The sequence below is a fragment of the Streptomyces sp. NPDC005784 genome, assembly GCF_042871525.1.
GTDB lineage: Bacteria > Actinomycetota > Actinomycetes > Streptomycetales > Streptomycetaceae > Streptomyces.
In genome coordinates this window covers 1-25,842 of sequence record NZ_JBIAIQ010000007.1, presented here as the reverse complement: position 1 = coordinate 25,842, position 25,842 = coordinate 1, and the positions used below count along the sequence as shown (strand labels likewise).

Here is a 25,842-nt window from a genome sequence, read left to right as displayed (position 1 = left end):
GACCTGGTCGAGGGCTCAGGGTTCCGGGTGTGGAGAGCGAGATGCGCAGCATTGGTGAGATGGCCCGGGACAGCGGACTGGGCGTGAGCGCCCTGCGGTTCTACGACCGTGGTGGTGTGCTGGTCCCTGCCTGGGTGGATCCGGTGAGCGGCTACCGCTGGTACGGCCCCGAGCAACTCGAGGAGGCCCGGTTGCTGGCCCGGTTGCGCCGGGCCGCCATGCCGTTGGCGGACATCCGTATGGTGCTCGCCGGATGGGCCGGCGCGGACACCGACCTGGTGCGCAAGCTCCTTCAGGCGCATGTGCGCCGTCTTGAGGTGGGACTGTCCGATGCCCGCAACGAGTTCTCCACGCTCCGAGCACTACTCGAACGCAGGGAGAAACCCATGACTTTGCCCCGCACCGGCGCCGTCCGCCTGTCCGTCTCCGCGCCGGAACTCGCCGGCGCGCTGGACGCGGTCCGTTTCGCCGCCGGTACCGACCCGGAGCTGCCGATGCTCGGGGGTGTCCTGTTCGACATCGAGGGCGAGACACTCAACGTCGTGGCCACGGACCGGTACCGGATGGCCGTCGCGCAGGCCGACACCGACGGGCACGCCGATCCTCGCGTGCAGATCATTGTCCCGTCCCCGCTCGCCGACGCGATGCGGGCCCTGCTCAGCGAGGATGAATCCGTCCAACTCGCCGTCGACGGCGACCGCGTGACGCTGGAGGCGGGAGACCGGCAGACGGCCGGCCAATGCCTCGACCACGACTTCCCCGACTACCGCCGCCTCGTCCGCTTGCCGGCCGGCCGGCGCGCCCTGGTCGATGTGGCGACCTTCCAGGAAGCGGTGGAGACCGGTCCCGTCCGACCGGGCGAAGTGCGCGGATCGGACGAAACGGCCGCCGACCTCAGCCTGCTCAAGGTGACGTCCGACGGAACGGTGACCATCGGCGTGGACGGTGACGACGACCAGAGTCTTGTCGCCGTCAACCGCGAGTTCCTGCTGAACGCGCTCGCCGCCGGAGCCAGGGACCGACTGGTCCTGGAGATCGGCGCCCCCACCGCGCCCATCGCGATCCGACGACCCGACGACGAGGACACGTTCTCCCTGCTGATGCCGGTCCGTCTGGAGAACTGAGCACGGCACCTGTGCTTCCGCCGCTCACTCCTGCTCGGCGCGGGACACAGCGGTGGTTGGATCGCGTGGAGCCGGTGAGGTGTCGCTCGATCGAGATGCAACTCGCTGGTTGCGCCTCGCGTGGCATTGTGCAACCCTGGAGTTGCATCTGATCGTGGCGATGAAGGAGTTCCCTCATGAGCGAGGACCGGATCGAACGCGAAACCCTGATCGAAGCGCCCCTGGAACGGGTCTGGTCGCTGGTGGCCCAACCCGGCTTCTGGGTCGCCGACAAGGCGAGCCTGCCCGGAACCGTGGCGACGGAGGGCGAGTCGATGGTGGCGAAGAACCCCGAGCACGGCGACTTCCCCGTGCGCGTGGAGACGGTTCGGCCGCCGACGTATCTGGCGTACCGCTGGACCAGCGCGTTCCCCGGAGAGGAACTGCGCGAGGAGAACAGCACGCTCGTGGAGTTCACGCTGACGCAGGAGGGCGACCGGACGCGGCTGCGTGTCGTGGAGAGCGGGTTCGCGGCGCTGGCCGGGTCCGAGGAGCTGCGCAGCCAGAACCTGAAGGACCACACCCAGGGCTGGCCCCTGGAGCTCGACGCGCTCAAGAAGCGCGCCGAGCAGCCCTCGCCGTGACGGAGGGGCAACCTGGTCGCGCCGCCGAGGACATCGACAGCGTCCTCGGTGCGCTGGCCGATCCGACGCGACGTCAACTGCTCGATCTGCTGGCCGAACAGGGCACCGCCACGGCGACGACCCTCGCCGAACGGCTCCCTGTCTCGCGGCAGGCGGTGGTCAAGCACCTCGCCGTCCTGGACGCCGCGGGGCTGGTCTCCGGCAGCCGGGTCGGGCGTGAGGTGAGGTACGCGGTGCGGTCCGCGGCGCTGGACGCGGCCGCACGGTGGATGGCCGCGCTCGCAGTCGACTGGGACCGGCGGCTCGCGCACATCAAGAGCGTCGCCGAGTCACCGGAACAAGGCCCCTCATCGGCTCGGCCCGACTGACACGAAGCGCTCACTGAAAGGAAGCACCCATGGACACGACAGGGCTTCGTGCTGCCTACGACAGGTTGCTCGAGGTCGCGGCCATGCCCGACCTCGGCGACGCCGACGACGGAGGGTGGAACGCCGATCAGATCCTGGCTCACCTCCTCAGCGTCGACGCCACTGTCGCCGCGGTCGCACTGGGAGTCGTCTCGGGCTCGCGTCCAACCTTCGACAACCGCGTCTCTCTCGACCCCTGGAATCTGGACTGGATCATCGCCGAGCACTCGGGCAGGGCAGACCTGGCGGCCCATCTCCGCAGCCAGGTCGCCGTCTTGTGCGACGTCGCCGGTCTGCTCAGTGAGCAAGCGGCATCGGTTCTGGTGCCCTCGCTCCTCCTGTCGAACAACGCGCTTGGGCTGGACCAGCCGGTTCCGCTCGCCGCCCTCATCGACGGCCTCGCCGACGACCATGTCCCGCGGCACACCCAACAGCTCTTGGACCTCCGCGTCGCGGTCCCTGGGCTCTCGGCGGAGAAGTAGCCCAGTTGACCGCACTTGCCGCGGTGCCGTTCGCGGCCTTTCCGGTGGCGCTGGTCATGCTCGACACCGACGACCTGCCGTGCAAAGGCCGGCGGCAGGCCTGTTCGTATGGATCACCGGCCGGGCCGAAGCCGCCCAGGCTGCCGCGTCAGCCCGGTCGGCGACGTCACTCGCGGGAACAGAGCCGCCGATGCCTGAGTGACGTAGTGGCGAGGGCGTCGAAGCGGCCCGAGTGTCGTGGTGAAGCGGTGTGGCGTACGGGTTGCGGCCGCACCGGACCGGAGGCGTGTTACTCACTTTCGAGTGACAGGCGGGTGAGGCGTGGCGATGTACTGGATGCCCGCGTATGGACTAAATGCTTCGGTAGTACGGGAGTTGGTGATGATAGTCCATCACTTTTCAGCTTTCCGTAGTTAAAGGCCTTATGCAGGCGTCTGTAACTGATATGTCCGTAATTGGTAACAGCGGTCGGGTGTCGCTCCTCGCGGGCGGCGACGTGCAGCAACTTATGAGTCCTCGGCCACCGGGCCGGGACTCGCACAGGGTCGCACCGTGCAGTTACCCACAAGTGGGGTGCTCGTACGGGGTGTGCCGGCTCTCGAACCTTGAGGAGCATTCATGTCCGTTTCCACGTCTGTCACGGCCCGCCGTGTGGCGGCCGCGGCCATCGCGGCAGGCGCACTGGTCGGCTCGGCCGCCGTGTCCGCCTCGGCCGCGGAGCCGCGCTTCGAGCGCACGCACGTCGCCATCAGCAGGGTCCAGAGCGACGCGCCGGGCTTTGACGACCGCTCCAGCCGTTCGCTGAACGCGGAGTGGGTGGAAATCACCAATTCCGACCGCCACGGGGTGAACCTGAACGGCTGGACGCTGTCGGACGAAGACGGCAACCGCTACACGTTCGACGACTACCGCCTGGCCGGCCGTGCCACCGTCCGGATCCACACGGGCATCGGCCGTGACACCAGCCGTGACCTCTACCAGGACCGCCGCAACGAGGTGTGGGACAACCACTCCGACGTCGCCACGCTGCGGACCGACCGCGGCCGCTTCGTCGACAGCGTCTCCTGGGGCCGGCACCACGACCGTGACCACGGTCGCGACGACCACCGTGGTCACGGCCGCGACCACGACCGTGACCACGGCCGCGACCACGACCGTGACCACGACCGTGACCACGGCCGCGACGACCACCGGGACCACGGCCGCGACCACGACCGTGACCACGGTCGCGACGACCACCGTGACCACGGCCGCGACCACGACCGTGACCACGGTCGCGACGACCACCGCGACCACGGCCGCGACCACGACCGTGACCACGGTCGCGACCGTGACCACGGCCGCGACGACCACCGCGACCACGGCGACAACCGTGGGCACGGCGACAACCGCGGCCAGGGTCAGGGTCAGGGGCAAGGCCAGGGTCAGGGCCACGGACAAGGTCAGGGCCAGGGTCAGGGGCAAGGCCAGGGCCAGGGGCAGGGCCAGGGGCAGGGCCAGGGCCAGGGCCACGGACAGGGCCAGGGCCACGGTCAGGGCCACAGCCCGATCCAGGGACTCCTCGGCCACTGAACGGCGCCTGAAAGCACACCCGTTCACGGTGTACGCGGTTGGCATCCGGTCAGGACGTGGAGATGACCGGCTGTAGCCCCGGGCCCGATCGGACCCGGTGAAAGCCACGAACCCGCAGGACGGCATCGACGCAGAAGACCCGCACCACACGGTGCGGGTCTTCTGCGTCCGGGCCCGGGCGGACCCCCACGGCTTCGCTCGGCGATCCGGATGCCCAGTCCGGTCCGGACCGGACCATGCCCCTCACAACACCCGGCGTCTGCGCCCCAGCCAGGTCTGTGCGATGACGACGACGGCCAGGAAGGCGCCGCTGACGACCTGTTGGTAGGCGGAGTCCAGCGAGCCGATCTGGTTGATGACGTTCTGGATGACCTTCAGCAGCAGCACACCGACGAGTGAGCCGCTGATGAAGCCGAACCCGCCGGTGAGCAGGGTGCCGCCGATGACGACCGCGGAGATCGCCTCCAGTTCCATGCCGGAGCCGAGGATCGTCACGCCCGACGCCAGCCACGCCGCGTTGAGCGCTCCGGCGAGTCCCGCGCACAGTCCCGAGAGCGCGTAGACGGAGATCTTCGTACGAGCCACGGGGGCGCCCATCAGAGCCGCGGCGTCCTCGTTCCCGCCGACCGCGTAGACGTACTGCCCGAACCGGGTGCGCCGGAGGACGACCGCGCCCAGAACGAACAGCGCCACGGTGATCCACACGGGCACGCCGACGCCGAGCAGCGCGCCCTGTCCGAGCTTCGCGAAGAACGAGTCCTTGTCCACGAGATACGTCTTCGAGCCCTCGTCGGTGACGGAGAGCAGGAGGCCCCGGGCGCCCAGCATCGAGGCCAGCGTGACGATGAACGGAGCCGGCCGCGAACGGGCGATCAGCAGGCCGTTGACGAGACCGATCAGCCCGCAGACGGTCAGCGGCAGGAGCAGCGCGACGACCGTTCCGTACTGGGAACCCCAGGCCGCCAGCACACCGCCGAGCGCGAAGAGCGAGCCCACCGACAGATCGATGCCGCCGGTGACGATGACGAAGGTCATGCCGAGCGCGACCACGGCGAGGAACGCCGAGGAGAGCGCCATGTTCTCCAGGTTGTCGCCGGTCAGGAAGGTGTCGAAGCTGAGCGACGCCGCGATCATCGCGACGATCAGCGTGACCAGTGCCCCGTGTTGCTGGGCGAGCGCGCTGAGCCGCTCGGAGCGGCCGGCGCCGGACGGTTCTTCCTCGGCCGTGTTCTTCGCGCGCACCGGAGCTTCCACGTCGGTCGTCATCGCTTTCCTCGTTCCCGTGCCGCGTAGACGGCGAGGACGATCACCACGGCCTGGGCGATCTGGGTCCACGACGGCGGCAGATCGTGCTTGATGAGCGTGGTGGTGAGCAATTGAATGAGGACGGCGCCGGCGACCGTGCCGCCGATGCGGACCCGGCCTCCGCTCAGCGGGGTGCCGCCGACCACGACCGCGGTGATCGCGGACAGTTCCATCAGGTTGCCGAGCGAGGTCGGGTCGCTCGCGGTGAGGCGCGCGGTGGCCAGCACTCCCGCGACGGCGGCGAGGACGCCCGAGCAGACGTACACCAGGATGAGGACGCGGCGTACCGGCAGTCCGGCGAGCCGGGCCGCCGGGCGGCTGTCCCCGATGGCGAGGAGCTGGCGGCCGAAGGTCGTGCGGCGCACGGCGAACGCGACGAGCAGCGCGAGGGCGACGGCGATCAGTACGACGTACGGGATGCCCAGGACATCGCCGGAGCCGAGCTTCGCCATTGCCGGATCGTGAACGTCCTTGAGCTGGGGGAGGAGCACCAGTGCGAGCCCGCGCCCGGCGACCATCAGGGCGAGTGTCGCGACGATCGGCTGGACACCGACGAACGCGATGAGGGATCCGTTCGCGACGCCGATCACGGCGCCGCCGGCCAGGGCGATCAGGATGGCGACGCCGGGCCCGTAGCCGAGGTAGAGGGACAGGAGCGAGGTGGACAGGGCCATCACCGAGCCCACCGCCAGGTCGACGCCCTCACTGCCGATGGCCAGTGCCATGCCGAGCGCCACGATCAGGACCGGGGCGACCTGGACCGCCTGGGTGCGGAAGTTCTCGGTGGACAGGAAGTGTGGTGTGAGGACGGTGTTCACCAGGAAGAGCGCCACGACGCCCAGGTAGACGCCGTACTCCTGGAGCAGGCCCAGCAGTCGGTCGCGGTCGGCTGTCACCCGGCCGAGCGTCAGGTCAGTCATCCTGGCCTCCCGGGCCGGTGGCCGTGGCGGTAGGGGCGGCGGGTGCGGTGGCGATGGCGCGCATCAGCCGGTCCTCGGTGACCGCGTCGCCGGTCAGCTCCTCGACGACCGCGCCGTCCTTGAGCACGATCACCCGGTCGCTGCCCTCGATGAGTTCCTCGGGGTCCGAGGAGATGAGGAGGACGCCGAGTCCGTCCTCGGCCAGTTCGTCGATCAGTTTCTGCACCTCCGCCTTGGCGCCGACGTCGATGCCCCGGGTCGGCTCGTCGAGGAGCAGGACCTTGGGCTGCATGGCCAGCCAGCGGGCCAGCAGTACCTTCTGCTGGTTGCCGCCGGACAGCTCGCCCACCTTCTGGTGGGGGCTCGCCGCCTTGATCCGCAGCCGTTTCATGAAGGTCTCCACGATCCGGTCGATACGTGCTTCGTCGACCAGGCCGAAGCGCGAGAGGCCGGGCAGTGCGGCGAGCGCGATGTTCTCGCGGACCGAGAGGCCCGGCACGATCCCCTCGGCCTTGCGGTCCTCGGGGAGCAGGCTGATGCCCGCGCGGATGGCGGCGGGCGTCGAGCCGGTACGCACGCGGACGCCCGCCACCACGACCCGCCCGGAGTCGGTGGGCAGCGCGCCCGCGATGGCCTTGGCGGTCTCGGTGCGGCCCGAACCGAGCAGCCCGCCGAGCCCCACCACTTCGCCGGGCCGCACGGAGACGGAAACGTCGTGCAGTTGATGACGCACACTCAGTTTCCGTGCCTCCAGGACGGGTTCGGCCTCGGTGCCGTGGCTGCCCGCGAACTTGGTCAGGCCCTCCTGCCGTACGTCCGCGATCTCCCGCCCCAGCATCAGCGCCACGAGCCTCAGCCGGTCGAGTTCGGCGATCCGGCCCGTGTGCACCACCTTGCCGTCGCGCAGCACGGTGACCGCGTCACAGATCTCGTACAGCTCGTCGAGCCGGTGGCTGACGTAGATCACCGCGATGCCCCGCTCGCGCAGCATCCGGATCACCCCGAACAGGGTTCGCACCTCGCGCGGTTCGAGCGAGGACGTCGGCTCGTCCATGACGACCACGCGGGCGTCGACGGAGACGGCGCGGGCGAGGGCCACCATCTGCTGTGCGCCGACGCCGAGTTCGCGCAGTGGTCGGCGGACGTCGACGCGCAGACCGAGTTCGCGCAGGGCCTCGTCGGCCTGCCGGTGCATGCGCCGGAAGTCGATCAGGCCGAGCCGGCCCCGGGGTTCGCGGCCGAGGAAGAGGTTGCGGGCCACGCTCATCAGCGGGACGAGGTTGACCTCTTGGTAGATGGTGGAGATTCCCGCGTGCTGCGCCTGGAGCGGGGTGGCGAAGCGGACCGGGGCGCCGTCGTACGTCACCTCGCCCTCGTCGGGCTGGTAGACGCCGGTGAGGACCTTGATGAGGGTCGACTTGCCCGCGCCGTTCTCTCCGATGAGTGCGTGCACCTCCCCGGCGCGGGCGGCGAAGTCCACGCAGGACAGGGCCTTCACGCCGGGGAAGGTCTTCGACAGGCCGGTCACTGACAACATGTCAGAAAGCCTTGCCCAGATCGGACTTGGCGTTGTCCTTGGTGTACGCGCTGTCCTGGATGATGATGTCCTGGGACACCTTCTGGCCCTGGGTGAAGGTGTCCAGGGTCTGGAAGGCGAGCGGCCCGAAGCGCGGGTTGGACTCGATGACGCCGTCGATCCAGCCGTCGACGATGCCCTGGACGGCGTTGCGGGTGCCGTCGATCGTCACGATCTTCACCGCGCCCGGCTTCTTGCCGGCTCCCTTGAGGGCGTTGACCGCACCGAGGCCCATCTCGTCGTTCTCGGCGTAGATCCCGGTGATGCCGGGCTTGGACTGGATGAGGTTCTCGGTGACCGACTGGCCCTTCTCCCGGGCGAACTCACCGGTCTGCTTGAAGACGATCTTGAGGTTGGGCGCCTTCTCCTTGATGCGTTCCTCGAAGCCCTTGGTGCGTTCCGTCGTCACGTTGTTGCCCGCGGCGCCGAGCAGGATGGCGATGTCGCCCTTGCCGCCGGTCGCCTCGATCATCCGGTCCGCGGCCCGCTTGCCCTGCTCCACGAAGTCGGAGCCGATGAAGCTCACGTAGTCCTTGCAGGCGGTGGCGTTGATCTTGCGGTCGATGGTGATGATCGGGATGTGCTTGGCGGACGCCGAGCGCAGGACGGGTTCCCAGCCGTCGGAGTTGAGCGGCGCGATCACGAGGAGATCGGCGCCCTTGGCGATGAGGTCCTGGACGTCGCTGATCTGCTTGGAGAACTGCGACTGCGCGTTGGCCGTCAGCAGTTTCACGCCCCGCTTGGCCGCCTCGGCCTTGATCGACGCGGTCTCGGCGATCCGGAAGGGGTTGGCCTCCTTCTCGGACTGGGAGAAACCGACGGTGGCCGACTTCAGGTCGATCTTCTTCGCGCCGTACGCGTCGATGGCGCAGGTCGGTCCTGAGCCCGTCGACGGCGAGGCGACGACCTGGCCCCCGTCGCCCTGACTGGTGGAGTTCTTGTCCTTGCCGGCGGTGTCGTTCTCCGACTTCGCGCATCCGGAGACGAGCGCGAGGCTCGTGATGAGGCCGGTGGCGAGGAGGGTCCTGGCGGAGGTGCGATGACGTGGTGCGATCGGCTTCATGGAGTCCCCAAACGGCGCGGCCCCGGCGCTGAGAGCGCTCCCGGGGATGATCGGCTCTTGCGGTCAACTCGGTGTACACGTCGTTCCGGGGAGGTTTTTACATCGTTGGAAGGAGCCTGTAAAGCCTTCTGTCCGAAATCTCGTCAGCGCCGCCCCAGCGTGCTCTCGCGCTCAACCAGCCTGAAATCCGCGGTCAGTTCACGTCCGCCGGGCTCGGTCCGGCCCGACAGACTGCGCAGCAGGGAGGCCACCGCCATCCGCGCTATGGCCTGCTTGTCCGGCGAGATCGTCGTCAGCGTGACCGCGCCGAACCGCCCCTCCTCGATGTCGTCGAAGCCGACCACCGCCACATCCCACGGAACCCGCAGACCACGCTCGTGCAGCACCCGCATCGCACCGATCGCGACCAGGTCGTTGTAGGCGAAGACGGCGTCCGGGCGTACCCCGGAGTCCAGCAGATGGGCCATCGCCCGCGCGCCCTCGTCCCGGTCCCAGCCGCCGACCGGCACCACCAGCTCGTCCGGCGCGGGCACCCCGGCCTCCGTCAACTCCTCGCGCCAGCCCGCCAGTCGCAGATGTGCCGGCCGGTTGGCCGAATCCGTGCGGGCGCCCAGGTAGGCGATCCGTGAGCGTCCGCGGCTCAGCAGATGGCGTACCGCGCTGCGCGCGGCCGCCACGTTGTCGATCGCGATGTGGTCGTAGGGCACTTCGTACTCCCGCTCGCCGAGCAGCACGAGCGGTACGTCGTCGGTACGGGAGCGCAGATCCTCGTCCTCCAGCTCCAGCGGGCTGAGGATCAGGCCGTCGATGACGTTGGCCCGGAAACCCTGGCTCACCAGCACTTCCTGCTCGCGGTCGCCGCGTGTGTGGTCCAGGAGGACGGTGAACTCGTGCTCGGCGGCGGCATCGATGACGGCCCCCGCCAGCTCCGCGAAGTACGGGTTGCCCAGCTCGGGGATGGCGAGGGCGATGATGCCCGTGCGTCCTTTGCGCAGGTGGCGCGCCGTGAGGTTCGGCCGGTAGCCCAGCTCGTCGATGGCCTCCTGGACCCGCGCCCGCATGGCCGGGGTGACGTGCGGATAGTTGTTCACGACGTTCGAAACCGTCTTGATCGAGACGCCGGCGTGCTCCGCGACGTCCTTCAGGCTGACCCGCAAGGGATCTCCTCTTCATCGATGTGCGCCTCTGTCACCTGGGCGTTTGTCATGCCCCTGGACAGAGGCCGGGACCCGTGCTGTGATGCCAACTCCCGTTCCTTCCAACGTTGTACAGACTGAAGCAACGAGCCGCCACCCTTCCTCAGCCAAGGAGGATCCGTGCGCATCAGAAACCCCAGAAGCATCAGAACCCGACTGGCACTCCTGCTCGTCGCGGTGCTCGGCCTCGCGGGACTCACCGCCGCCCCGGCCGCCACCGCCGCCGATGACCCCGTGGAAGTCCACGGCCTGAAGGGCGAGTACTACACCCAGTCCGCCCCCGGCGCCTTCGACTTCCACCAGCTGAAGGCCACCGGATTGGACACCAACCTCGACTTCGACAACCTGGAGCCGCGACTCGCCTTCGCCACCGGACAGTCGGACGACGTCAACGTCCGCTGGACCGGCCGGATCGTCCCCGAGAAGACCGGAGCGCACACGTTCTCGATCATCGGCGACAACGGATTCCGGCTGTGGGTCGACGGACACCTCGCCATCGACCACTGGGTCGACGACTGGGACCGCGAACAGACCTCCCAGCCCATCGACTTGACCGCCGGACAGGCCTACGACATCAAGGTCGAGTACTTCGAGCACTTCGGCGGCTCAAACCTCCATCTGCGCTGGACTCCGCCCGGCGGCACCAAGACGGCCGTCCCGCAGTCGGCACTCCGGCTGCCCGACGGATACGCCTACGACGGCGCCGTCGCCACCACGGTCCAGGGCGACGGCCGTACCCTGCGCCTCGACTTCGCCCAGCCGCTCACCGCGCCCCCGGCCGGCCTCACCGACCATGTCGAAGCCGTCATCGGCGGCGCCAAGTGGCCCCTGTCCACAGCGGAGTTGGACCCCGCCGACCCCAAGTCCCTGATCGTCGGCCTGAAGGAACCCGTCGTCGGCAACAAGACCGGCACGGCCAAAGGCACCGCCGATCTGCGCTACGACGGCAAGGGCGGCCTCTCCGGGACGAACGGCAACGTTGTCAACGCCTTCTGGAGCAGCGGCGCCAACCGCTCCACCCATGAGCTGCGCACCAAGTGGGCGGACGACGTCGGCCCCCGCAACGCCCTCCCCGAGTACCCCAGGCCCCAGCTCACCCGGTCCGACTGGCGCAACCTGAACGGCTCGTGGCAGTTCGCCGCCGCCAAGGCGGGCGAGCAGCCTCCGGTCGGGAAGAAGCTCGCCGAGAAGATCCTCGTGCCCTACCCCGTGGAGTCCCAGCTCTCCGGCATCGAACGGCACGAGGACCGCATGTGGTACCGGCGCACCTTCACCGTTCCCTCCGACTGGAAGGTCGGCTCCGGCAAGCACCTCCAGCTCAACTTCGGCGCCGTCGACTGGCGGGCCGAGGTCTACGTCAACGGCACCAAGGTCGCCGAACACCAGGGCGGCTACGACAAGTTCAGCGCCGACATCACCGCAGCGCTGAAACCCGGCCGCCGTACCCAGGAACTGATCGTCGGCGTCTACGACCCGACCGACGCACAGAGCGGCGAGAACCCGCCGGTCGGCAAGCAGCGCATCGACCCCAGCGGCATCTGGTACACCCCGTCCTCGGGTATCTGGCAGACGGTCTGGATGGAGCCGGTCGCCGCCGCCCACGTCGACTCGCTCAAACTGACGCCCGACGTCAGGAACAGCCGGCTCACTGTCGAGCCGCAGGGCATCCGGAACGGAGTGCCGGTCACCGCGACCGCGTACGCCGGACACCGCAAGGTCGCCACCGCGAAGGGCCGCACCGGGCGGCCGCTCGTCCTGAAGATCACCGACCCGCACCTCTGGTCACCCGACGACCCGTTCCTCTACGACCTGAAGGTGACCGTCGGCGCCGACCGCGTCGGCAGCTACTTCGGGATGCGGTCGATCGCCGTGGAGCAGGTGAACGGAACCCCGCGCACCGTCCTCAACGGCAAACCCGTCTTCATGATGGCCACCCTCGACCAGGGCTTCTGGCCCGACGGCCTTTACACCGCGCCGACCGACGAAGCCCTGGCGTACGACCTGAAGATGCACAAGCAGATGGGCTTCAACGCGGTCCGCAAGCACATCAAGGTGGAACCCGACCGCTGGTTCTACTGGGCCGACCGGCTCGGCCTGATGGTCTGGCAGGACATGCCCGCCATGACCGCCGGGGTCGATCCGAACGCGGCGTCCCGCGCCGAGTACGAGCGCGAGATGAAGCAGATGATCGACGAGCACATCAGCAGCCCGTCGGTCGTCATGTGGGTGACCTTCAACGAGGGCTGGGGCCAGTACGACGAGGCCCGCATCGCCGACCAGGCCAAGGCCTGGGACCCGACGCGCCTCATCAACTCCATGTCGGGCATCAACCTCGGCGTGGACGGCGGCACCGGCGACATCATCGACGAGCACGGCTACCCGAGCCCCGCGCTGCCACCGGCTCCCGACGGCAAACGGGCTCTGGTGAGCGGCGAGTACGGCGGACTCGGACTCGCGGTACCCGGACACGCGTGGTCCGTCCAGCAGTCCTACGTGGATGTCGACCCCTCGACGTACACCGACGACTACCTGGCCAGGCTGGCCGAGGTGCACAAACTCGCCTGCAAGGGCGGCAACGGCGCCGTCTACACCCAGATCTCGGACGTGGAGGGAGAGTTGAACGGGCTGATCACGTACGACCGCAAGGTGGTCAAGCCCGACGTGGCCCGGCTCAAGGCAGCCCACGACGCGCTGATCCACGACGCGTCACAGGCGATACCGGCGGGCTGTTCCTGACGACGAGGCGCCCGGCACACGCCTCCCCGCTGCTCCGTGTGCGTCTCGCCCCGGCCCGCTGACGGGTCGTCGGCACGGTCCGCCCTCCCCGCGAAGGGAGGGCGGACCGCGCCCGGTCCGCCGCTCACCCACGAGGAGTCGAGCATGAGGAGCCGAGCATTCGGAACGCGAGCACCTGCCCCGTGGCGCCTACGGTCCCTTCCGGCGGCACGCCGGGCCGGATCAAAGCGCCCACGACGTTACTGTCGGCGGCATGGACGGTGATCGCCGAGGGTGGCGCCAGTGTTTGCTCGGCGGGGCGGTGTTCGCCGTCTGCATGGCCGGCACCACGCTACCGACCCCGCTCTACGGCCTCTACCAGGAGAAGTTCGGATTCTCCGAGCTGACGGTCACCGTCGTGTACGCCGTGTACGCCTTCGGAGTCATCGGCGTGCTGCTGCTCGCGGGCAACGCCTCGGACTCGGTGGGCAGGCGACCGGTGCTCCTGTGGGGCCTCGGATTCGCGGCGGCGAGCGCCGTCTGCTTCCTGTGCGCAACCGGGTTGGGCTGGCTGTACGTGGGGCGGCTGCTGTCGGGCCTGTCCGCCGGCCTGTTCACCGGAGCCGCCACGGCGTACGTGATGGAACTGGCACCGCCGGGCGGCGCCGGCCGCGCCACCTTCGTCGCGACGGCCGCCAACATGGGCGGACTCGGCTGCGGTCCCTTGCTCGCCGGGCTGCTCGCGCAATACGCGCCCTGGCCGCTGTACCTGCCGTTCGCCGTCCACCTCGCCCTGGTGGCTTGCTCCGCCGCCGTCCTGCTGCGACTCCCCGAGACAGTACGAGAACGCCGGCCGCTCAGCACCGTACGGCCGCAACGGCCGGGCCTGCCCCCACAGGTGCGGCCGGTGTTCGGGCCACCCGCCATCGCCGCGTTCGTGGGGTTCGCGCTGTTCGGCGTGTTCACGTCGGTCAGCCCGTCGTTCCTCGCCAAGTCCCTGGACATCGACAACCACGCCGTGAGCGGACTGGTCGTCGCACTCGCCTTCTTCGCCTCGACCGCCGGGCAGCTCGCCGTCGGCCGGGTCGGAGTGTGGCGATCACTACCGCTGGGCTGCGCCGCGCTCCTCGGCGGTCTCGCGCTGCTGGCGGGGGCGCTGCGCTGGGACCTTCTGGTCCTGGTGGTGCTGAGCGCGATCGTCGGCGGAGGCGGCCAGGGCCTGGCGTTCCGCGCCGCGTTGGCCACCGTGGCGCAGGCGTCTCCCGAGCACCAGCGCGCGGCGGTGATCTCCACCCTGTTCGTGGTCGCCTACGCGGGCATCTCGGTGCCGGTGATCGGAGTCGGCGTGCTGGTGGGCCCGATCGGCCTGGAGGGCGCGGGGCTCGTGTTCATCGCCTGCATGGCCGTCCTGGTCTCCGTCGCGGGCGTCTACCTGCTCCGGCGACCGGCATCGGTGAAGACGTAGTCCGGACGAACGCGGTGAGGCCCGTGGCCGGGCAACCGCGTGATCGGGCGACCGCGGACCGGCGACCGCGCGATCGGGCGACCGGCGACCGGGTGGCCGCGAGACCGGGCGACAGTGGACCGCGAGACCGGCCACTGGGCGACGGCATGACCGCGGGACACGGCGTGCGAGCATCCGACCCGAGACGTCATCACCTGAGACGTCATCACCTGAGAGGTGATCACCCCCGCCGTGATCACCCGCCCCGTGATCACCCGAACGGTCCTAGCCGATGAGGGTCGCCTTCGGGCGGACCACGCAGAACTCGTTCCCCTCCGGATCGGTCAGCACGGTCCACGACTCCTCGCCGCTCTGCCCCACGTCCGCTCTGTGGGCGCCGAGCGCGAGGACGCGCTCGATCTCCGCCTCCCGGTCCTCGGCCGCGGAGGTCAGATCGAGGTGCAGACGGTTCTTGACGACTTTGCGTCCCGTCACCGGCATGAAGCAGATGCCCACCGGCGCCGTCTCGTCCGGCCCGATCACGACCTCGCGCTCCCGCTCGGAGAGGATCCGCCAGCCCAGCACCTCGGCCCAGAACCGAGCCAGGGAGGGGAGGTCGTGCGCGTCGATGACGATGTGATGCAGCGCGAGGGCCATATCGGTCAATGTGCCCTGATTCTGCCCGGACGGCATCTGGCGGACCGCTTCGTACGACCCCGGGGGACGACCGGCGACCCCCGCTGTCCGAAGACGGCTGCGAGGGTCGGCTACTGCCCGCCGGTCCGGAAGTAGTGACCCTTGTCGAGGTCCTCGATCAGACCCGGCCGAGTCGGTCGCCACCCCAGCAGTTCGCGGGTCGGCCCGCTGGAGGCCGGGCTGTCGAGGCCGAGGAATCCCGCCAGCCAGGCGAAGTGCTCGGCCGCGTCCTCGGCGGGGACGGAGCGGGTGGGCAGGTCGAGGTGGCGGCCGATGACCTCGGCGACCGAACGGATCGGAACGCCTTCCTCTGCGGTCGCGTGCAGGACCGATCCCGCCGGTGCGCCCTCCAGGGCGAGCCGGAAGAGGCGAGCGACGTCGTCGCGGTGGCCGGCCGGCCAGCGCTGCGAGCCGTCGCCGATGTATCCGGCGACGCCCTTGTCGCGGGCGATGCCGATCAGAGCCGCCATGAATCCGTTGTCGCCCTCGCCGTGGACGGTCGGGGGGAGCCGTACGACGGACGAACGGATGTTCCGGTCGGCCATGGCGAGTGTCAGGTGGGCGGTGCCCATCCGGGTCCGCGGGCCGACCGGCAGGTGCGCGGGCAGCTCGTCGGGTGTCCGTACGTCCGCTTCGGTGGCCACACTGCCCGGGACCAGTCCGAGCAGGCCCGAGGCGAGTACGAACGGCCGGCCGGAACCCGCGAGCGCGTCACCGAATGTCTCCACGGCACGGCGGTCCGCGTCGGCGGCGTCCTGGAAACCTCCGGAGAAGGCGAGGTCGTGCTTGAACGCGAGATGGACCAAGCCGTCCGACGCCTCGGCGGTGTCGCGCAGGACCTCGACGTCGTCGAGAGAGCCGGGTACCACGTCGGCCCCGGCCTTCGTGAGGACCGCGGCGGAGGCGTCCGAGCGGGCGAGCCCGACAACCTGGTGACCCGCGTCGATGAGTTCGGGGACGAGTGCGGAGCCGATCCATCCGGATGCCCCGGTGACGAAAACGCGCATGAGAAAGCCTCCAGCGTTGGGTGATCGCCCTCGCACCGGGAAGGCACGCGGGGCGACCGAGCGATGTCAGTCACTGTCATCAAACCTAGCACCCGATGTCAGGCACTGTCATCGAACGCTGGCTCTCGATGTCAGGGACTGTCATCGAGTACGATGCCGGGCATGGGTCGATGGCAGCCGGACGCGCGCGGCCGCCTGGAACGGGCGGCACTGGAGCTCTACGTCGAGCGCGGCTTCGAGCGCACCTCGGTGGCGGAGATCGCCGAGCGGGCTGGGCTGACGGAGCGGACGTTCTTCCGGCACTACGCGGACAAGCGCGAGGTGCTGTTCGCGGGTTCGAGCATCCTGCAGGAGCTGCTCGTGGACGCCGTCGCACGTGCTCCCGAGACCGCCACCCCGATGGACGCCGTGGCGGCAGCACTTGAGGCTGCCGCGGCTTTGCTGCAGGAACGCCAGGAGCACGCTCGGCGGCGGCAGTCGGTCATCGAGGCCAATACGGAGCTGCAGGAACGCGAGCTGATCAAACTCGCCTCACTGGCCACGGCGCTCGCCGACGCCCTGCGGCGGCGAGGTGTCGACGACGCCTCCGCGAGTCTCGCCGCGGAGGTGGGGATCGCCATCTTCAAGATCGCGTTCCGACGCTGGGTCGAGCGGGCCGGGGACAGGGAACTGTCCCAGTTCATCGGAGAGTCGTTGACCGGCCTCAAGGCAGTGACCGCGGACGCGTGACGCCCGATGCCGGATTCCCGATCCCGGGATGGCTCGAAGTCGGCCCGGGTGTCCGGCAGTTCGCTGAACTGTGGAGACGGAGACGGAGACGGAGACGGAGACGGAGACGGAGATGGACCTCAGGGCCGGAGCACGATCTTGCCGTGGGTCTGCCGCCGTTCCAGTTCGCGGAAAGCGTCTCGCACCCGCTCCAGCGGGTAGGCACGGGCGATCGGCACTTCCAGCTCCCCGCGCGCGGCGAGCCGGGCCAGCTCGCCGACCACCACCGCGCACGCCGCTGCGCCTTCTCCGTAGGTTCGCGCACCGACCCTGGCCGCGGCCTGCCAGTCGCGGATCGTGTTGATCCGCTCGGGCCGCACGCCCAACTCCACTGCCAGCTCCACATATCCGTCGCCGAACGTGTCGATGAACGCGTCGACGTTCCCGCCGGAAGCCTGCCGGATGCGTTCGGCCACGCCCTCCCCGTAGTCGACCGGGACGACACCGTGATCCTTCAGCCAGGCGTGGTTCCGCTCGCTCGCCAGCCCGATCACTGTGGCGCCGCGCCGCCGCGCGAGTTGCACGGCAAGGGACCCGACGCCACCCGCCGCTCCGGACACGACGACCGTGTCTGCCGGTCCCGGGTCCACCGCGAACACGGAGGCGTACGCGGTCGTACCGGCCACGTACAACGACCCGGCCACGTCCCAGGCAAGACCCTCCGGACGCGAGGTCAGCTTCACGTCCTCGACCACGACGAACTCCGCATGGCTCGCCCTGTTGTGGGTGAAGCCCAGGACCTCGTCCCCCACCGCGAAGCCGCGCACCTGCGGACCGGCCTCCACCACGACACCGGCCAGATCGCTGCCCTGCCCCGAGGGGAACGTCGCCGGCCAGCGCCCGTGCCGCGCGCCCTCACGGATCATCGACTCGCCGGGCTGGATCCCGGCAGCGCGGACCTCGACCAGCACCTCCCCGGGGCCGGGTGCAGGCCGCTCCACCTCCTCCACCCGCAGCACATCGATCCCGCCGTACTCGTGGAACCGCACCGCCTTCATCGCGTGATCACCGCTCTTCCTCGTTCGGACAGGTGTCGTTCGGACAGACCTTGGACGGCCGTGCCTCGGAACGGCCACGCATCGACCGTGCCAACGCACTCAACAGCTCAGGAACACAGCTGTGTTCCCGGAATCAACGTCCGAGAATGTGTCGACTGGGCTTCCAAGAGGCGCTGGCCACGGGTTCGTTGAACGGGCACATCAGGTGGTGCCGCCCTGTCATGCTGGGCGTCCCGGTACACCGAGAGGACTTCATGTCAACGGACCACGACATAGCCTTGTTTGCCGAGCGGCCATGGTTCGCGGCCAACGAACTCCTGGCGTTCGTGGTGGAGATCGTCGCGCTGGCATCTCTGAGCTGGTGGGGATTCACCACCGGTCACGGCCAGTTGCGCCACATCATGCTCGGCGTGGGGACGCCCCTGCCGGCCATCGTGCTCTGGTCGTTGTTCGCCGCACCGAAGGCTCGACTGCGGCCCGGGCTGCCCTTCGTGCTTGTGGTCAAGGCGGTTGTGCTGGGCGGTGGCGCCGCGGCCGTGTACGGAGTGGGGCACCCCGTTGCCGCCGTGGTCATGGCGGTCGTCGTGGTCGCGAACACGGCGGTGGCCGAAACCCTTCGCCGTACCGTGCCCGGCCGGCCCGCGGAGCCGGAGGGCGCGACCGGCTCGCCGGGATCCGGCTGAGACCCGACTAAAGGGCGCCCAGGGCACCCGGAAGAAGATTCACGCCTGGAACTCGGTGAGATCGATCGCGTGGATGCTCAGCGCGAAGCCGTACACCGGGTGCGTCGTCTCGCTCTCCGGTTTCATGCCGAGCTTGCGGACGACGTTCTCCGAGGCCTCGTTGCCCATCCGGTTGATGCTGATGACGCGGTCGAGGCCGCGGTCCTGGAGCGCGAACTCCAGTGTGGCGTGGGCGGCTTCGGAGGCGTAGCCCTGGCCCCAGAACTGTGAGCCGAACCGCCAGCTGATCGCCACGGCGGGCAGCACCTCAGGCAGGTACTCGGGCACGGACAGTCCCGCGAAGCCCGCCATCTCGCCCGAGGCCAGCAGTTCGACGGCGAAGAGGCCGAAGCCCTCCTCGTCCCATTCGTCCTCCCACTGTTCGATCGCCTCGGCCGTGGCGTCCAGATCGCGGACCGACCCGTCGTCGATCCAGCGCATGACATCGGGGTCCGCGTTGATGTCCGCCATCGGGGCGAGGTCGTGGTCGTACCAGCGGCGGAGCAGGAGGCGGGGGGTGCGGATCTCGGTCATGACACCCATCCTGCCTTACCGGTGAGGCACCGGCCGGTGGCCGGGGTGGTGACACACTGCTCCGGAGCGCGGCCGGGGAGCGAGACCGGCCCAGCGGGGACCTCGGCGGCCTTCACCGCCCTGCGGAACCGTCGCGCTGGTTGCTTCGCCCGGCGGCTGCGACGTCACGCATGGCCAGCAGGAAACGCCGTACCGTGGCCAGGTCCTTCTCGTCGAAGGCGCGCATCGAGGCCACCATCTCGCTGATCAGCGGCCCGAAGAACGACCAGCCCAGAGTGACGGCCCGGTCCGTGACGGTGAGCAGGACCCGTCGGCGGTCCCGGGTGTCCCGTTCCCGGCGGACGAGGTCCAGACGTTCCAGCCGGTCGATCAGGGCTGTGGTCGATGCCGAGTTCACCCCCAGCTGCGCACCGAGCCACCCGGGCGTCGCGGGCGTGTCCGCCCGTCCGGCGTCCAACAGGTGGATCAGCGCACGCACATCAGTGGGATGCAGCCCGTGCAGGCCGGCGAACTCGGCGGCGAAGAGATCCAGTTCCACGCTGACGGCTCGTAGCAGATGGACCAGTTGCAGGTCCGGGTCCCGATCGTCCACGCTGTCCCTCCTGGCGTTATTATCTCGTTCATCGAGACTATCGGTGGTCGAGTAATCATAAGGCGGCGATCATGGGTGGCGAGGCGATATTCCTCTCGGCGTACGACACCGTTCTGCGGCAGTTTCCCCTGGAGGTCGAAAGCGTCGATGTGCCGTCTCCCCACGGCAGCACCCGGGTGCACATCAGCGGCCCTAGGAACGGGAGCCCGCTCGTGCTGCTGCCCGGCGGCGGGACCACCTCGGTGGTGTGGTTCGCCAACGTGGGTGCCCTGGCCGCCGGCCATCGGGTGTACGCCCCCGACCTGATGGGCGACATCGGGCGGAGCGTGCACGACGGGGTGCCCCTGCGTGGAGCCGAGGACCTGGTGACCTGGCTCGACGCGCTCTTCGACGAGTTGTCTCTCGACGGCGCGCACCTGTGCGGCCACTCCTACGGCGCCTGGATCGCCCTGAACTACGCGTTGCGCGCTCCCCACCGGATCGGCCGCCTCGCGTTGCTGGACCCCACGAACTGCTTCGCCGGCATGAGCCTCGGATATCTCCTGCACGCACTGCCGATGCTGCTCAGCCCCAGCGCCGAACGCATGGAGGCCTTCTATCGATGGGAAACGGGCGGTACCCCCGAGGATCCCGCCTGGCAGGCGTTCCTGGGCAGCACCGCCGGCGCCCGCCGGTCCAAGGTCGTCGCCATGAGACGCCCGAGGCCGGGGGAGCTGCGGGCCTGCACCGTTCCGGCCCTGGTACTCCTGGCCGGGCGCAGCCGTGCCCACAACGTACGGCGGGTGGCCACGGAGGCCCGCCGCCTCATGCCCGGAGCGAGCGTCGACCTCCTTCCGAACGCCTCCCACCACTCCCTTCCCACGGAACAACCGGCCGAACTCAACCGTCTGCTCACGCGGTTCCTGGCCTGAGCGGTCCAGCCGGCGTCGGGCCGCTGGGCAGGGGCGCGCACATTCCCGTCAGGCCGGAACGGGCCATTGTTTTGGACGTGTCGACCGGGGCAACCGGCCGTCATGGAGACGAATAACGGCACGGACGACGGCACGGACGAAATGATCGAGACCCAGGGGGACGAGCATCACGTGGTCCTCAGCGCCGATACCAACGGCGACGGAAAGACCGACGTCTGGATGACCGACACCACAGGTGACGGCAAGGCCGATCTCTACCAGTTCGACACCACCGGTGACGGGGAGATCGACCTGACGATGGTCGAACGGGCCGACGAGCCGGGCGTGGACCGGGTCGTGGTCGAGGGCGACGGCGGCCACCCGATGGACACCTGAGTTTCCGGCGCGGCACGGCTCGCGCAGGGGTCGGCCCGGCCGCCGAATCGTGCCCCCGTGCCCGCGCCCCTGGGCACGCGGCATCGCGCTTACGTGGTGCCCGTCAGCGGGCGCAGTACGGTTGCGCCGGCGCGCAGGATCGCGGACACCGGCGGTCCCACCCACCGGGTCAGTTCGCGCGGCAGCGCGGGGTCCAGTTCGATCGTCACTCGGACGTATCGCGTGTGGAGCCGCGCGACCTTGGTGTGGCGGGGTGCGGCGACATCCGGTTCCCGCTGCAGGGCGGCTCGGTAGGTGTCCTTGCGCTGATTCACATCGTGTCCTGACGCTTGATGAGCTCGTCCGCGAGGTCCATGTAGGCCGATCCCTTGACCTCGACGGGGCTGCCGAACGACTGGGAGTACAGGTCGAGTCGGGGAATGTGGGTGGACAACACGTCGAAGCCGCGTTCGGTGAGCGCTTCGCGGGCGTCCGCGTCGGGACCGGTGCGCGTGGCGTCGGGGCGGTTCGTACGGTTCAGCAGTACGGCGGAGCGGGCCGGCCGGGCCCGCAGGGACTGAACGTCGCCCATCTCGCCGCCGATGGGTGCCATGCGGTCCAGTTCGATGGGGGACGGGGTGACCGGCACGATCCACTCGCTCGCGTACCGCATGACGCTGCGCGCGATGTGGGCGTGGTCCTCCATCTGCGGGGCGTCGAAGACCACGGCCTGCCGGTCGCCGAGGAAGTCGTTCACGCGCCGGTGCACGTCGCCCACAGGAAGGGAGAATACGGGGAAGGGGAAACCCCCCGCCAGTTCGCTCCACCGCAGCGCCGAGGACGCGGGGTCACTGTCCACCAACAGCGGTGAGAAGCCCGACTCGTGCAGTGCGTGAGCCAACCACACCGCGCTCGTCGTCTTGCCCACTCCGGGTTTCAGGTTCACAAAGGCATAGCTCATCGACACAAGGAGCCACGCTAGTGACCGCGAGGGACCCGCGGCCGTCCATGCGGGGCGTCCCGTCCCGTCGTTCACCCTGCGGCGCCGGTGAATCATTCCAATGGACCAACACGGCGTGCCCCCGCACAAGCCCACCCCACCACCGCTGTGCACCCGCATCCCGATGTCGACTCGACTGCCGTCGGCTGCGACCACGTCCTCGCGTTGACCGGCGACGGCACGGTCAAGGCCTGGGGCAAGGGCGCCGAGGGCCGGCTCGGCAACGACAGCGTGACCGACAGCAACGTGCCCGTTGGGCGTCGCCTGTCTCGACGCCTTCGCCAAGATCTCGTCAACCCCGTTGAGCACCACCAGGGTTGATGTCCTGCCCCGGCTCGACCAGCCGGGCCAGATTGTCCAACGCCAGGCGCGTTCCGGTCTCGTTGTCGGCGGCGGGCACCGCGTCCGGCACCCCCTCGTGCACGATCACCACCTCGGTGCCGCCGTCCGCCTCGGTCAGCTCCGTCGTCATCGTCATCTCACCGCGCAGCCCGGGATCGGCCGTCTCGAACTCGACCACCTCGACCACCCGCTCGTCCGGGACGAGCTCCACGAAACGGCCGTGATACGTGTCGGTGCGCGCCGCCGACTTGCCGGTCGAGTTCGGTACGTCATAGGTGAGCGAGACCCGGAAGGCGCCACCCTCGCGGGCGTCGAACTCGTGCACCTCGCTGCGCATACCGGTCGGCACCCGCCACCGCGCGACAGCGGTCGCGTCCAGCAGCGCCCGGTAGACCTCTGCTCGCGAGGCGTTCACCCGCCGCGAGACGCGCGTCGTATACACGTCCTTCAGGCTACACAGGATGGCGGGGCCGTCGATTCCGCCGGGCCGGGATGGGGTGCGATCCCCAAGTCCCGCTTGTGCGCGACCCCTTGACTGCTCTGGTTCAGACCTTTAGCGTCACGGCACACGCCGGTTCACAGGTGAACCCAACGTTCATCCATATGAACAATCGTCCGCGGGTGTTCGCCGCCCCGACCGGCTGAGAGCGGAACGCCTTCCCTTCCCCCACGATCTGCGAAGGACGTCAACATGACCCGTTCCAGGCTTCTGGCGACGGCCACCGTCGCGGGCTTCGTCGCCGCGGTGACCGTCCTGGGTACCTCCAGTGCCGGCGCCGCCGACCCGAACGTCGCGCCCGGCGGCAACTTCGACCTGTCCGTCTGGCAGTTGCAGGAGCCCGTCGGCTCCCCGGGCTCGCCGACCACCATCTCCTCCGCCCGGCTGCAGGGGGCCAACGGCAACCAGGACGCGTACTTCTACACCGACACCCGCGACGGCGCGATGACCTTCTGGGCGCCCGAGAAGGGCGTCACGACGCCCAACTCCTCCTACGCCCGCTCCGAACTGCGGGAGATGAACCGCAGTGGCAGCGCGGCGGACTGGTCACTCGGCGGCAGCCACCGGCTGAGTGCGACGCTGCGGGTCGTCTCGGTCACGTCCAACGTGTGCGTCGGCCAGATCCACCTCGGCTCCGGCGGATCGTCCACCAAACCGCTGGTGGAGCTGTACTACCGCTCCAGCGGCGACATCGTCGCCGGCACCGAGAACTCGCCTTCCGGCGGACAGACGACCCACACGGTGGGGCACGTGGCGGTCGGCAAGACGTGGACCTACACGATCGCCGTCTCCGGCGGCAACACCATCGACCTGACCGTCAACGGCAGCACCACGCACTACTCGATTCCGTCGTCGTTCTTCCCCTACAAGCAGTACTTCAAGGCCGGCTCGTACAACCAGTCGTCCTCGGACAGCACCACGAAGGGGGCACGAGTCGCCTTCTACGGCCTCAACGTCTCGCACGGCTGACGGACCGTCGCACGCGACAGAGGGGTGAGCGCGGCGAAAGCGCCGCGCTCACCCCTCTGCCTCATGGAACGTCCGCTCAGAGCGACGTCATGACGTGCTTGATCCGGGTGTAGTCCTCGAAGCCGTACGCGGAGAGGTCCTTGCCGTAGCCGGACCGCTTGAACCCGCCGTGCGGCATCTCGGCGACGAGCGCCATGTGGGTGTTGATCCACACACAGCCGAAGTCGAGGTTCCTCGACATCCGCATCGCCCGCGCGTGGTCCTTGGTCCACACGGAGGAGGCCAGCGCGTAGTCGACGCCGTTGGCGTACTCGACGGCCTGCGCCTCGTCCGTGAACGACTGGACGGTCATGACCGGGCCGAAGACCTCGTTCTGGATGATCTCGTCGTCCTGCTTCAGGCCCGAGACCACGGTCGGGGCGTAGAAGTAGCCCCTGTCGCCGACCCGGTGACCGCCCGCCTCGACCCTCGCGTGCTCGGGCAGACGCTCGATGAAGCCGCTGACCTGGGCGAGCTGGTTCGCGTTGTTGAGCGGCCCGTAGAGCACCTCCTCGTCGTCCGGCAGCCCGGTCCTGGTCTCGGCGGCGGCCTTGGCGAGGGCGGCGACGAACTCGTCGTGGACCGACTCGTGGACCAGGACGCGGGTCGCTGCCGTGCAGTCCTGACCGGCGTTGAAGAAGCCTCCGACCACCAGGTCCTCGACCGCCTTCGCCAGGTCGGCGTCCTCGAAGACCACGGCCGGGGCCTTGCCGCCGAGCTCCAGGTGGACCCGCTTCACGTCCTTGGCCGCGCTCTGGGCGACCTGGATGCCGGCGCGCACCGAACCGGTGATGGAGGCCATCGCCGGGGTCGGGTGCTCCACCATCAGCCGGCCGGTCTCGCGGTCGCCGCAGACCACGTTGAAGATGCCCTGGGGCAGGTCCAGCTCCGCCAGGACACCGCCGATGATCTCCGCGATCAGTACCGTGGAGGCCGGGGTGGTGTCCGAGGGCTTGAGGACCACCGCGTTGCCTGCCGCGAGCGCCGGGGCGAACTTCCACACGGCCATCAGCAGCGGGTAGTTCCACGGCGCGACCTGCGCGCAGACGCCGACCGGCTCGCGGCGGATGATCGAGGTCATCCCTTCCATGTACTCGCCGGCCGAGCGGCCCTCCAGCATGCGGGCCGCGCCCGCGAAGAAGCGGACCTGGTCGATCGCCGGGGCGAGTTCCTCGCTGAGGGTGAGGTGCAGCGGCTTGCCGGTGTCCCGGCTCTCCGCGGCGACCAGCTCCTCGGCCCGTGCCTCCATCGCGTCGGCGATCTTCAGCAGGGCGCGCTGCCGCACGGACGGTGTCGCGTCGCGCCAGACGGGGAACGCCGCGGCCGCGGCGGCCATCGCCGCGTCGACATCGGCCGCCCCAGAGAGCGGGGAGGTCGCGTAGACGTCACCGGTGGTGGGGTCCACCACATCGAGCGTCCGGCCGTCGGAGGCGTCCGCGAACGCACCGTCGATGTAGTTGCGGAACGTGCTGCTCATGGAACGTCTCTCCTGGTCAGGCGGCGGTACGGGGGGACAGGTGCTCGTGGACGGCGAGCCAGGTGCCGCCCTCGGAACGGGCGAAGACGATGGTCTCCCGTTCGTGCACCGTCTCCTCGCCGGCGTTGGTGGCGACCTGGGTCTCCACGTCGTGGCTGAACACAGCCGTTTCGCCGAAGGGCTGGATCAGCTGTGCGGACGAGGTGCAACCGAGGATGCGGAAACCGTCCTCCTCCACCCACTGCTGCCACAGGGCGCGGTACTCGGCCGTGGAGCCGAGCCGCTGCGGAGTGGTGTGGAAGACGAACGTCGCGTCCGGGGCGAAGGCGCCGAAGTAGTCGTCGAGGCGGCCCTCGGCGAAGGCGGCGACGAGCGCGTCCGCGGCGGTCCGGACTTCCTGGACGATGGTGGTGCTCATTAGAGGACCATCCCTTCTGCAGCCCTCACGAGTAGGGTTGTGACCTCTCGGTCCCGGTGGGTGCATGGCCTGTAGTGCGTGCCGTTCGA

General features: G+C 69.4%; 27 protein-coding genes, 1 pseudogene and 1 CRISPR repeat array. Of the genes and pseudogenes, 13 read left to right on the top strand and 15 right to left on the bottom strand.

All coding sequences use genetic code 11. From position 1 onward, the window contains the following. Nucleotides 1-41: 41 nt before the first annotated feature. From ACFYR3_RS14330 to ACFYR3_RS14310, 5 genes and pseudogenes are all read left to right on the top strand, one after another. Nucleotides 42-1,124, top strand: a complete 1,083-nt coding sequence (locus tag ACFYR3_RS14330; protein WP_389283053.1) for a MerR family transcriptional regulator — start codon at nt 42-44, stop codon at nt 1,122-1,124. Nucleotides 1,125-1,300: 176 nt separating this feature from the next. Beyond that, nucleotides 1,301-1,747, top strand: coding sequence for an SRPBCC domain-containing protein (locus ACFYR3_RS14325; protein ID WP_389283051.1), 447 nt, complete (start codon nt 1,301-1,303; stop codon nt 1,745-1,747). Next, entirely contained in the window at nt 1,744-2,115 is a 372-nt protein-coding gene (locus ACFYR3_RS14320) for a metalloregulator ArsR/SmtB family transcription factor (RefSeq protein ID WP_355843339.1), read from the top strand. The genes ACFYR3_RS14325 and ACFYR3_RS14320 overlap by 4 nt, the downstream gene beginning before the upstream one ends. Nucleotides 2,116-2,144: 29 nt before the next feature. Beyond that, nucleotides 2,145-2,636, top strand: a complete 492-nt coding sequence (locus ACFYR3_RS14315) for a hypothetical protein (RefSeq protein ID WP_389283049.1) — start codon at nt 2,145-2,147, stop codon at nt 2,634-2,636. Nucleotides 2,637-3,254: 618 nt separating this feature from the next. Next, nucleotides 3,255-3,647 (top strand): annotated as a pseudogene (locus ACFYR3_RS14310) (lamin tail domain-containing protein); the annotation flags it as partial. Nucleotides 3,648-3,722: 75 nt separating this feature from the next. Continuing rightward, nucleotides 3,723-3,955: direct repeats of the CRISPR family, unit length 29 nt; unit sequence GACCACGGCCGCGACCACGACCGTGACCA. A gap of 496 nt (nt 3,956-4,451) precedes the next feature. On the opposite strand, the gene ACFYR3_RS14305 reads toward ACFYR3_RS14310, so the two are convergent. From ACFYR3_RS14305 to ACFYR3_RS14285, 5 genes are all read right to left on the bottom strand, one after another. Next, a complete protein-coding gene (locus ACFYR3_RS14305; RefSeq protein ID WP_389283047.1) occupies nt 4,452-5,474 on the bottom strand; it encodes an ABC transporter permease in 1,023 nt (340 codons plus the stop codon). After that, complete coding sequence (locus ACFYR3_RS14300; protein ID WP_355843327.1) at nt 5,471-6,433, bottom strand: ABC transporter permease; 963 nt, start codon at nt 6,431-6,433, stop codon at nt 5,471-5,473. The genes ACFYR3_RS14305 and ACFYR3_RS14300 overlap by 4 nt, the downstream gene beginning before the upstream one ends. Next, nucleotides 6,426-7,970 (bottom strand): sugar ABC transporter ATP-binding protein, encoded by a 1,545-nt coding sequence (locus tag ACFYR3_RS14295; RefSeq protein WP_389283044.1) that lies wholly within the window; start codon nt 7,968-7,970, stop codon nt 6,426-6,428. The genes ACFYR3_RS14300 and ACFYR3_RS14295 overlap by 8 nt, the downstream gene beginning before the upstream one ends. Before the next feature lies 1 nt (nt 7,971). After that, nucleotides 7,972-9,072: an ABC transporter substrate-binding protein gene (locus ACFYR3_RS14290; protein ID WP_355843321.1), complete on the bottom strand. Its 1,101-nt coding sequence runs from the start codon at nt 9,070-9,072 to the stop codon at nt 7,972-7,974. A gap of 143 nt (nt 9,073-9,215) precedes the next feature. Continuing rightward, nucleotides 9,216-10,229: a LacI family DNA-binding transcriptional regulator gene (locus ACFYR3_RS14285; protein ID WP_355843319.1), complete on the bottom strand. Its 1,014-nt coding sequence runs from the start codon at nt 10,227-10,229 to the stop codon at nt 9,216-9,218. 159 nt (nt 10,230-10,388) lie between these two features. On the opposite strand from ACFYR3_RS14285, the gene ACFYR3_RS14280 reads away from it, so the two are divergent. Both ACFYR3_RS14280 and ACFYR3_RS14275 read left to right on the top strand, forming a co-directional pair. Next, nucleotides 10,389-13,004, top strand: coding sequence for a PA14 domain-containing protein (locus ACFYR3_RS14280; RefSeq protein WP_389283042.1), 2,616 nt, complete (start codon nt 10,389-10,391; stop codon nt 13,002-13,004). Between the two features lie 253 nt (nt 13,005-13,257). Beyond that, entirely contained in the window at nt 13,258-14,448 is a 1,191-nt protein-coding gene (locus tag ACFYR3_RS14275) for an MFS transporter (RefSeq protein ID WP_356780030.1), read from the top strand. Between the two features lie 264 nt (nt 14,449-14,712). Here the strand turns inward: ACFYR3_RS14275 and ACFYR3_RS14270 are convergent, their stop codons facing one another. After that, nucleotides 14,713-15,084, bottom strand: a complete 372-nt coding sequence (locus tag ACFYR3_RS14270) for a VOC family protein (RefSeq protein WP_355843310.1) — start codon at nt 15,082-15,084, stop codon at nt 14,713-14,715. A gap of 110 nt (nt 15,085-15,194) precedes the next feature. Then, the gene (locus ACFYR3_RS14265; protein ID WP_389283039.1) at nt 15,195-16,130 is read right to left on the bottom strand and encodes an SDR family oxidoreductase; all 936 of its coding nucleotides are present in this window, start codon (nt 16,128-16,130) and stop codon (nt 15,195-15,197) included. A 162-nt stretch (nt 16,131-16,292) separates the two neighbouring features. Between ACFYR3_RS14265 and ACFYR3_RS14260 the strand changes: the two genes are divergently transcribed. Beyond that, nucleotides 16,293-16,859, top strand: coding sequence for a TetR family transcriptional regulator (locus tag ACFYR3_RS14260; RefSeq protein ID WP_355843305.1), 567 nt, complete (start codon nt 16,293-16,295; stop codon nt 16,857-16,859). A gap of 119 nt (nt 16,860-16,978) precedes the next feature. On the opposite strand, the gene ACFYR3_RS14255 is transcribed toward ACFYR3_RS14260, so the two are convergent. After that, nucleotides 16,979-17,896, bottom strand: a complete 918-nt coding sequence (locus ACFYR3_RS14255) for an NADP-dependent oxidoreductase (RefSeq protein WP_389283037.1) — start codon at nt 17,894-17,896, stop codon at nt 16,979-16,981. 254 nt (nt 17,897-18,150) lie between these two features. Here ACFYR3_RS14255 and ACFYR3_RS14250 point away from each other — a divergent pair, with 254 nt between their 5' ends. Beyond that, nucleotides 18,151-18,579 (top strand): YrdB family protein, encoded by a 429-nt coding sequence (locus tag ACFYR3_RS14250; protein WP_389283035.1) that lies wholly within the window; start codon nt 18,151-18,153, stop codon nt 18,577-18,579. Between the two features lie 39 nt (nt 18,580-18,618). Here the strand turns inward: ACFYR3_RS14250 and ACFYR3_RS14245 are convergent, their stop codons facing one another. Both ACFYR3_RS14245 and ACFYR3_RS14240 read right to left on the bottom strand, forming a co-directional pair. Further along, nucleotides 18,619-19,152, bottom strand: a complete 534-nt coding sequence (locus ACFYR3_RS14245; protein WP_355843297.1) for a GNAT family N-acetyltransferase — start codon at nt 19,150-19,152, stop codon at nt 18,619-18,621. A 112-nt stretch (nt 19,153-19,264) separates the two neighbouring features. Further along, nucleotides 19,265-19,744 (bottom strand): MarR family transcriptional regulator, encoded by a 480-nt coding sequence (locus ACFYR3_RS14240; protein WP_356780040.1) that lies wholly within the window; start codon nt 19,742-19,744, stop codon nt 19,265-19,267. Between the two features lie 71 nt (nt 19,745-19,815). On the opposite strand from ACFYR3_RS14240, the gene ACFYR3_RS14235 reads away from it, so the two are divergent. Together ACFYR3_RS14235 and ACFYR3_RS14230 are read left to right on the top strand one after the other, a co-directional pair. Continuing rightward, entirely contained in the window at nt 19,816-20,655 is an 840-nt protein-coding gene (locus tag ACFYR3_RS14235) for an alpha/beta fold hydrolase (RefSeq protein ID WP_389283032.1), read from the top strand. A 102-nt stretch (nt 20,656-20,757) separates the two neighbouring features. After that, on the top strand, nt 20,758-21,030 hold the full coding sequence (locus ACFYR3_RS14230; protein WP_389283030.1) for a hypothetical protein: 273 nt from the start codon (nt 20,758-20,760) through the stop codon (nt 21,028-21,030). A gap of 89 nt (nt 21,031-21,119) precedes the next feature. Here ACFYR3_RS14230 and ACFYR3_RS14225 read toward each other — a convergent pair whose 3' ends face one another. Further along, a complete protein-coding gene (locus tag ACFYR3_RS14225) occupies nt 21,120-21,344 on the bottom strand; it encodes a hypothetical protein (protein ID WP_355843286.1) in 225 nt (74 codons plus the stop codon). Beyond that, nucleotides 21,341-21,970, bottom strand: coding sequence for a ParA family protein (locus ACFYR3_RS14220; RefSeq protein ID WP_261705162.1), 630 nt, complete (start codon nt 21,968-21,970; stop codon nt 21,341-21,343). The genes ACFYR3_RS14225 and ACFYR3_RS14220 overlap by 4 nt, the downstream gene beginning before the upstream one ends. 87 nt (nt 21,971-22,057) lie before the next feature. Here ACFYR3_RS14220 and ACFYR3_RS14215 point away from each other — a divergent pair, with 87 nt between their 5' ends. Next, nucleotides 22,058-22,330 (top strand): hypothetical protein, encoded by a 273-nt coding sequence (locus ACFYR3_RS14215; RefSeq protein WP_389283027.1) that lies wholly within the window; start codon nt 22,058-22,060, stop codon nt 22,328-22,330. Here ACFYR3_RS14215 and ACFYR3_RS14210 read toward each other — a convergent pair. Continuing rightward, nucleotides 22,302-22,793 (bottom strand): SRPBCC domain-containing protein, encoded by a 492-nt coding sequence (locus ACFYR3_RS14210; protein WP_389283025.1) that lies wholly within the window; start codon nt 22,791-22,793, stop codon nt 22,302-22,304. The genes ACFYR3_RS14215 and ACFYR3_RS14210 overlap by 29 nt on opposite strands. Nucleotides 22,794-23,042: 249 nt before the next feature. Here ACFYR3_RS14210 and ACFYR3_RS14205 point away from each other — a divergent pair, with 249 nt between their 5' ends. Beyond that, the gene (locus ACFYR3_RS14205; protein WP_389283023.1) at nt 23,043-23,819 is read left to right on the top strand and encodes a polysaccharide lyase family 7 protein; all 777 of its coding nucleotides are present in this window, start codon (nt 23,043-23,045) and stop codon (nt 23,817-23,819) included. A gap of 76 nt (nt 23,820-23,895) precedes the next feature. Here ACFYR3_RS14205 and ACFYR3_RS14200 read toward each other — a convergent pair whose 3' ends face one another. Together ACFYR3_RS14200 and ACFYR3_RS14195 are read right to left on the bottom strand one after the other, a co-directional pair. Then, nucleotides 23,896-25,335: a gamma-aminobutyraldehyde dehydrogenase gene (locus tag ACFYR3_RS14200; RefSeq protein ID WP_389283021.1), complete on the bottom strand. Its 1,440-nt coding sequence runs from the start codon at nt 25,333-25,335 to the stop codon at nt 23,896-23,898. A gap of 16 nt (nt 25,336-25,351) precedes the next feature. Beyond that, nucleotides 25,352-25,753 (bottom strand): nuclear transport factor 2 family protein, encoded by a 402-nt coding sequence (locus tag ACFYR3_RS14195; RefSeq protein WP_355843272.1) that lies wholly within the window; start codon nt 25,751-25,753, stop codon nt 25,352-25,354. Between the last annotated feature and the right edge of the window lie 89 nt (nt 25,754-25,842).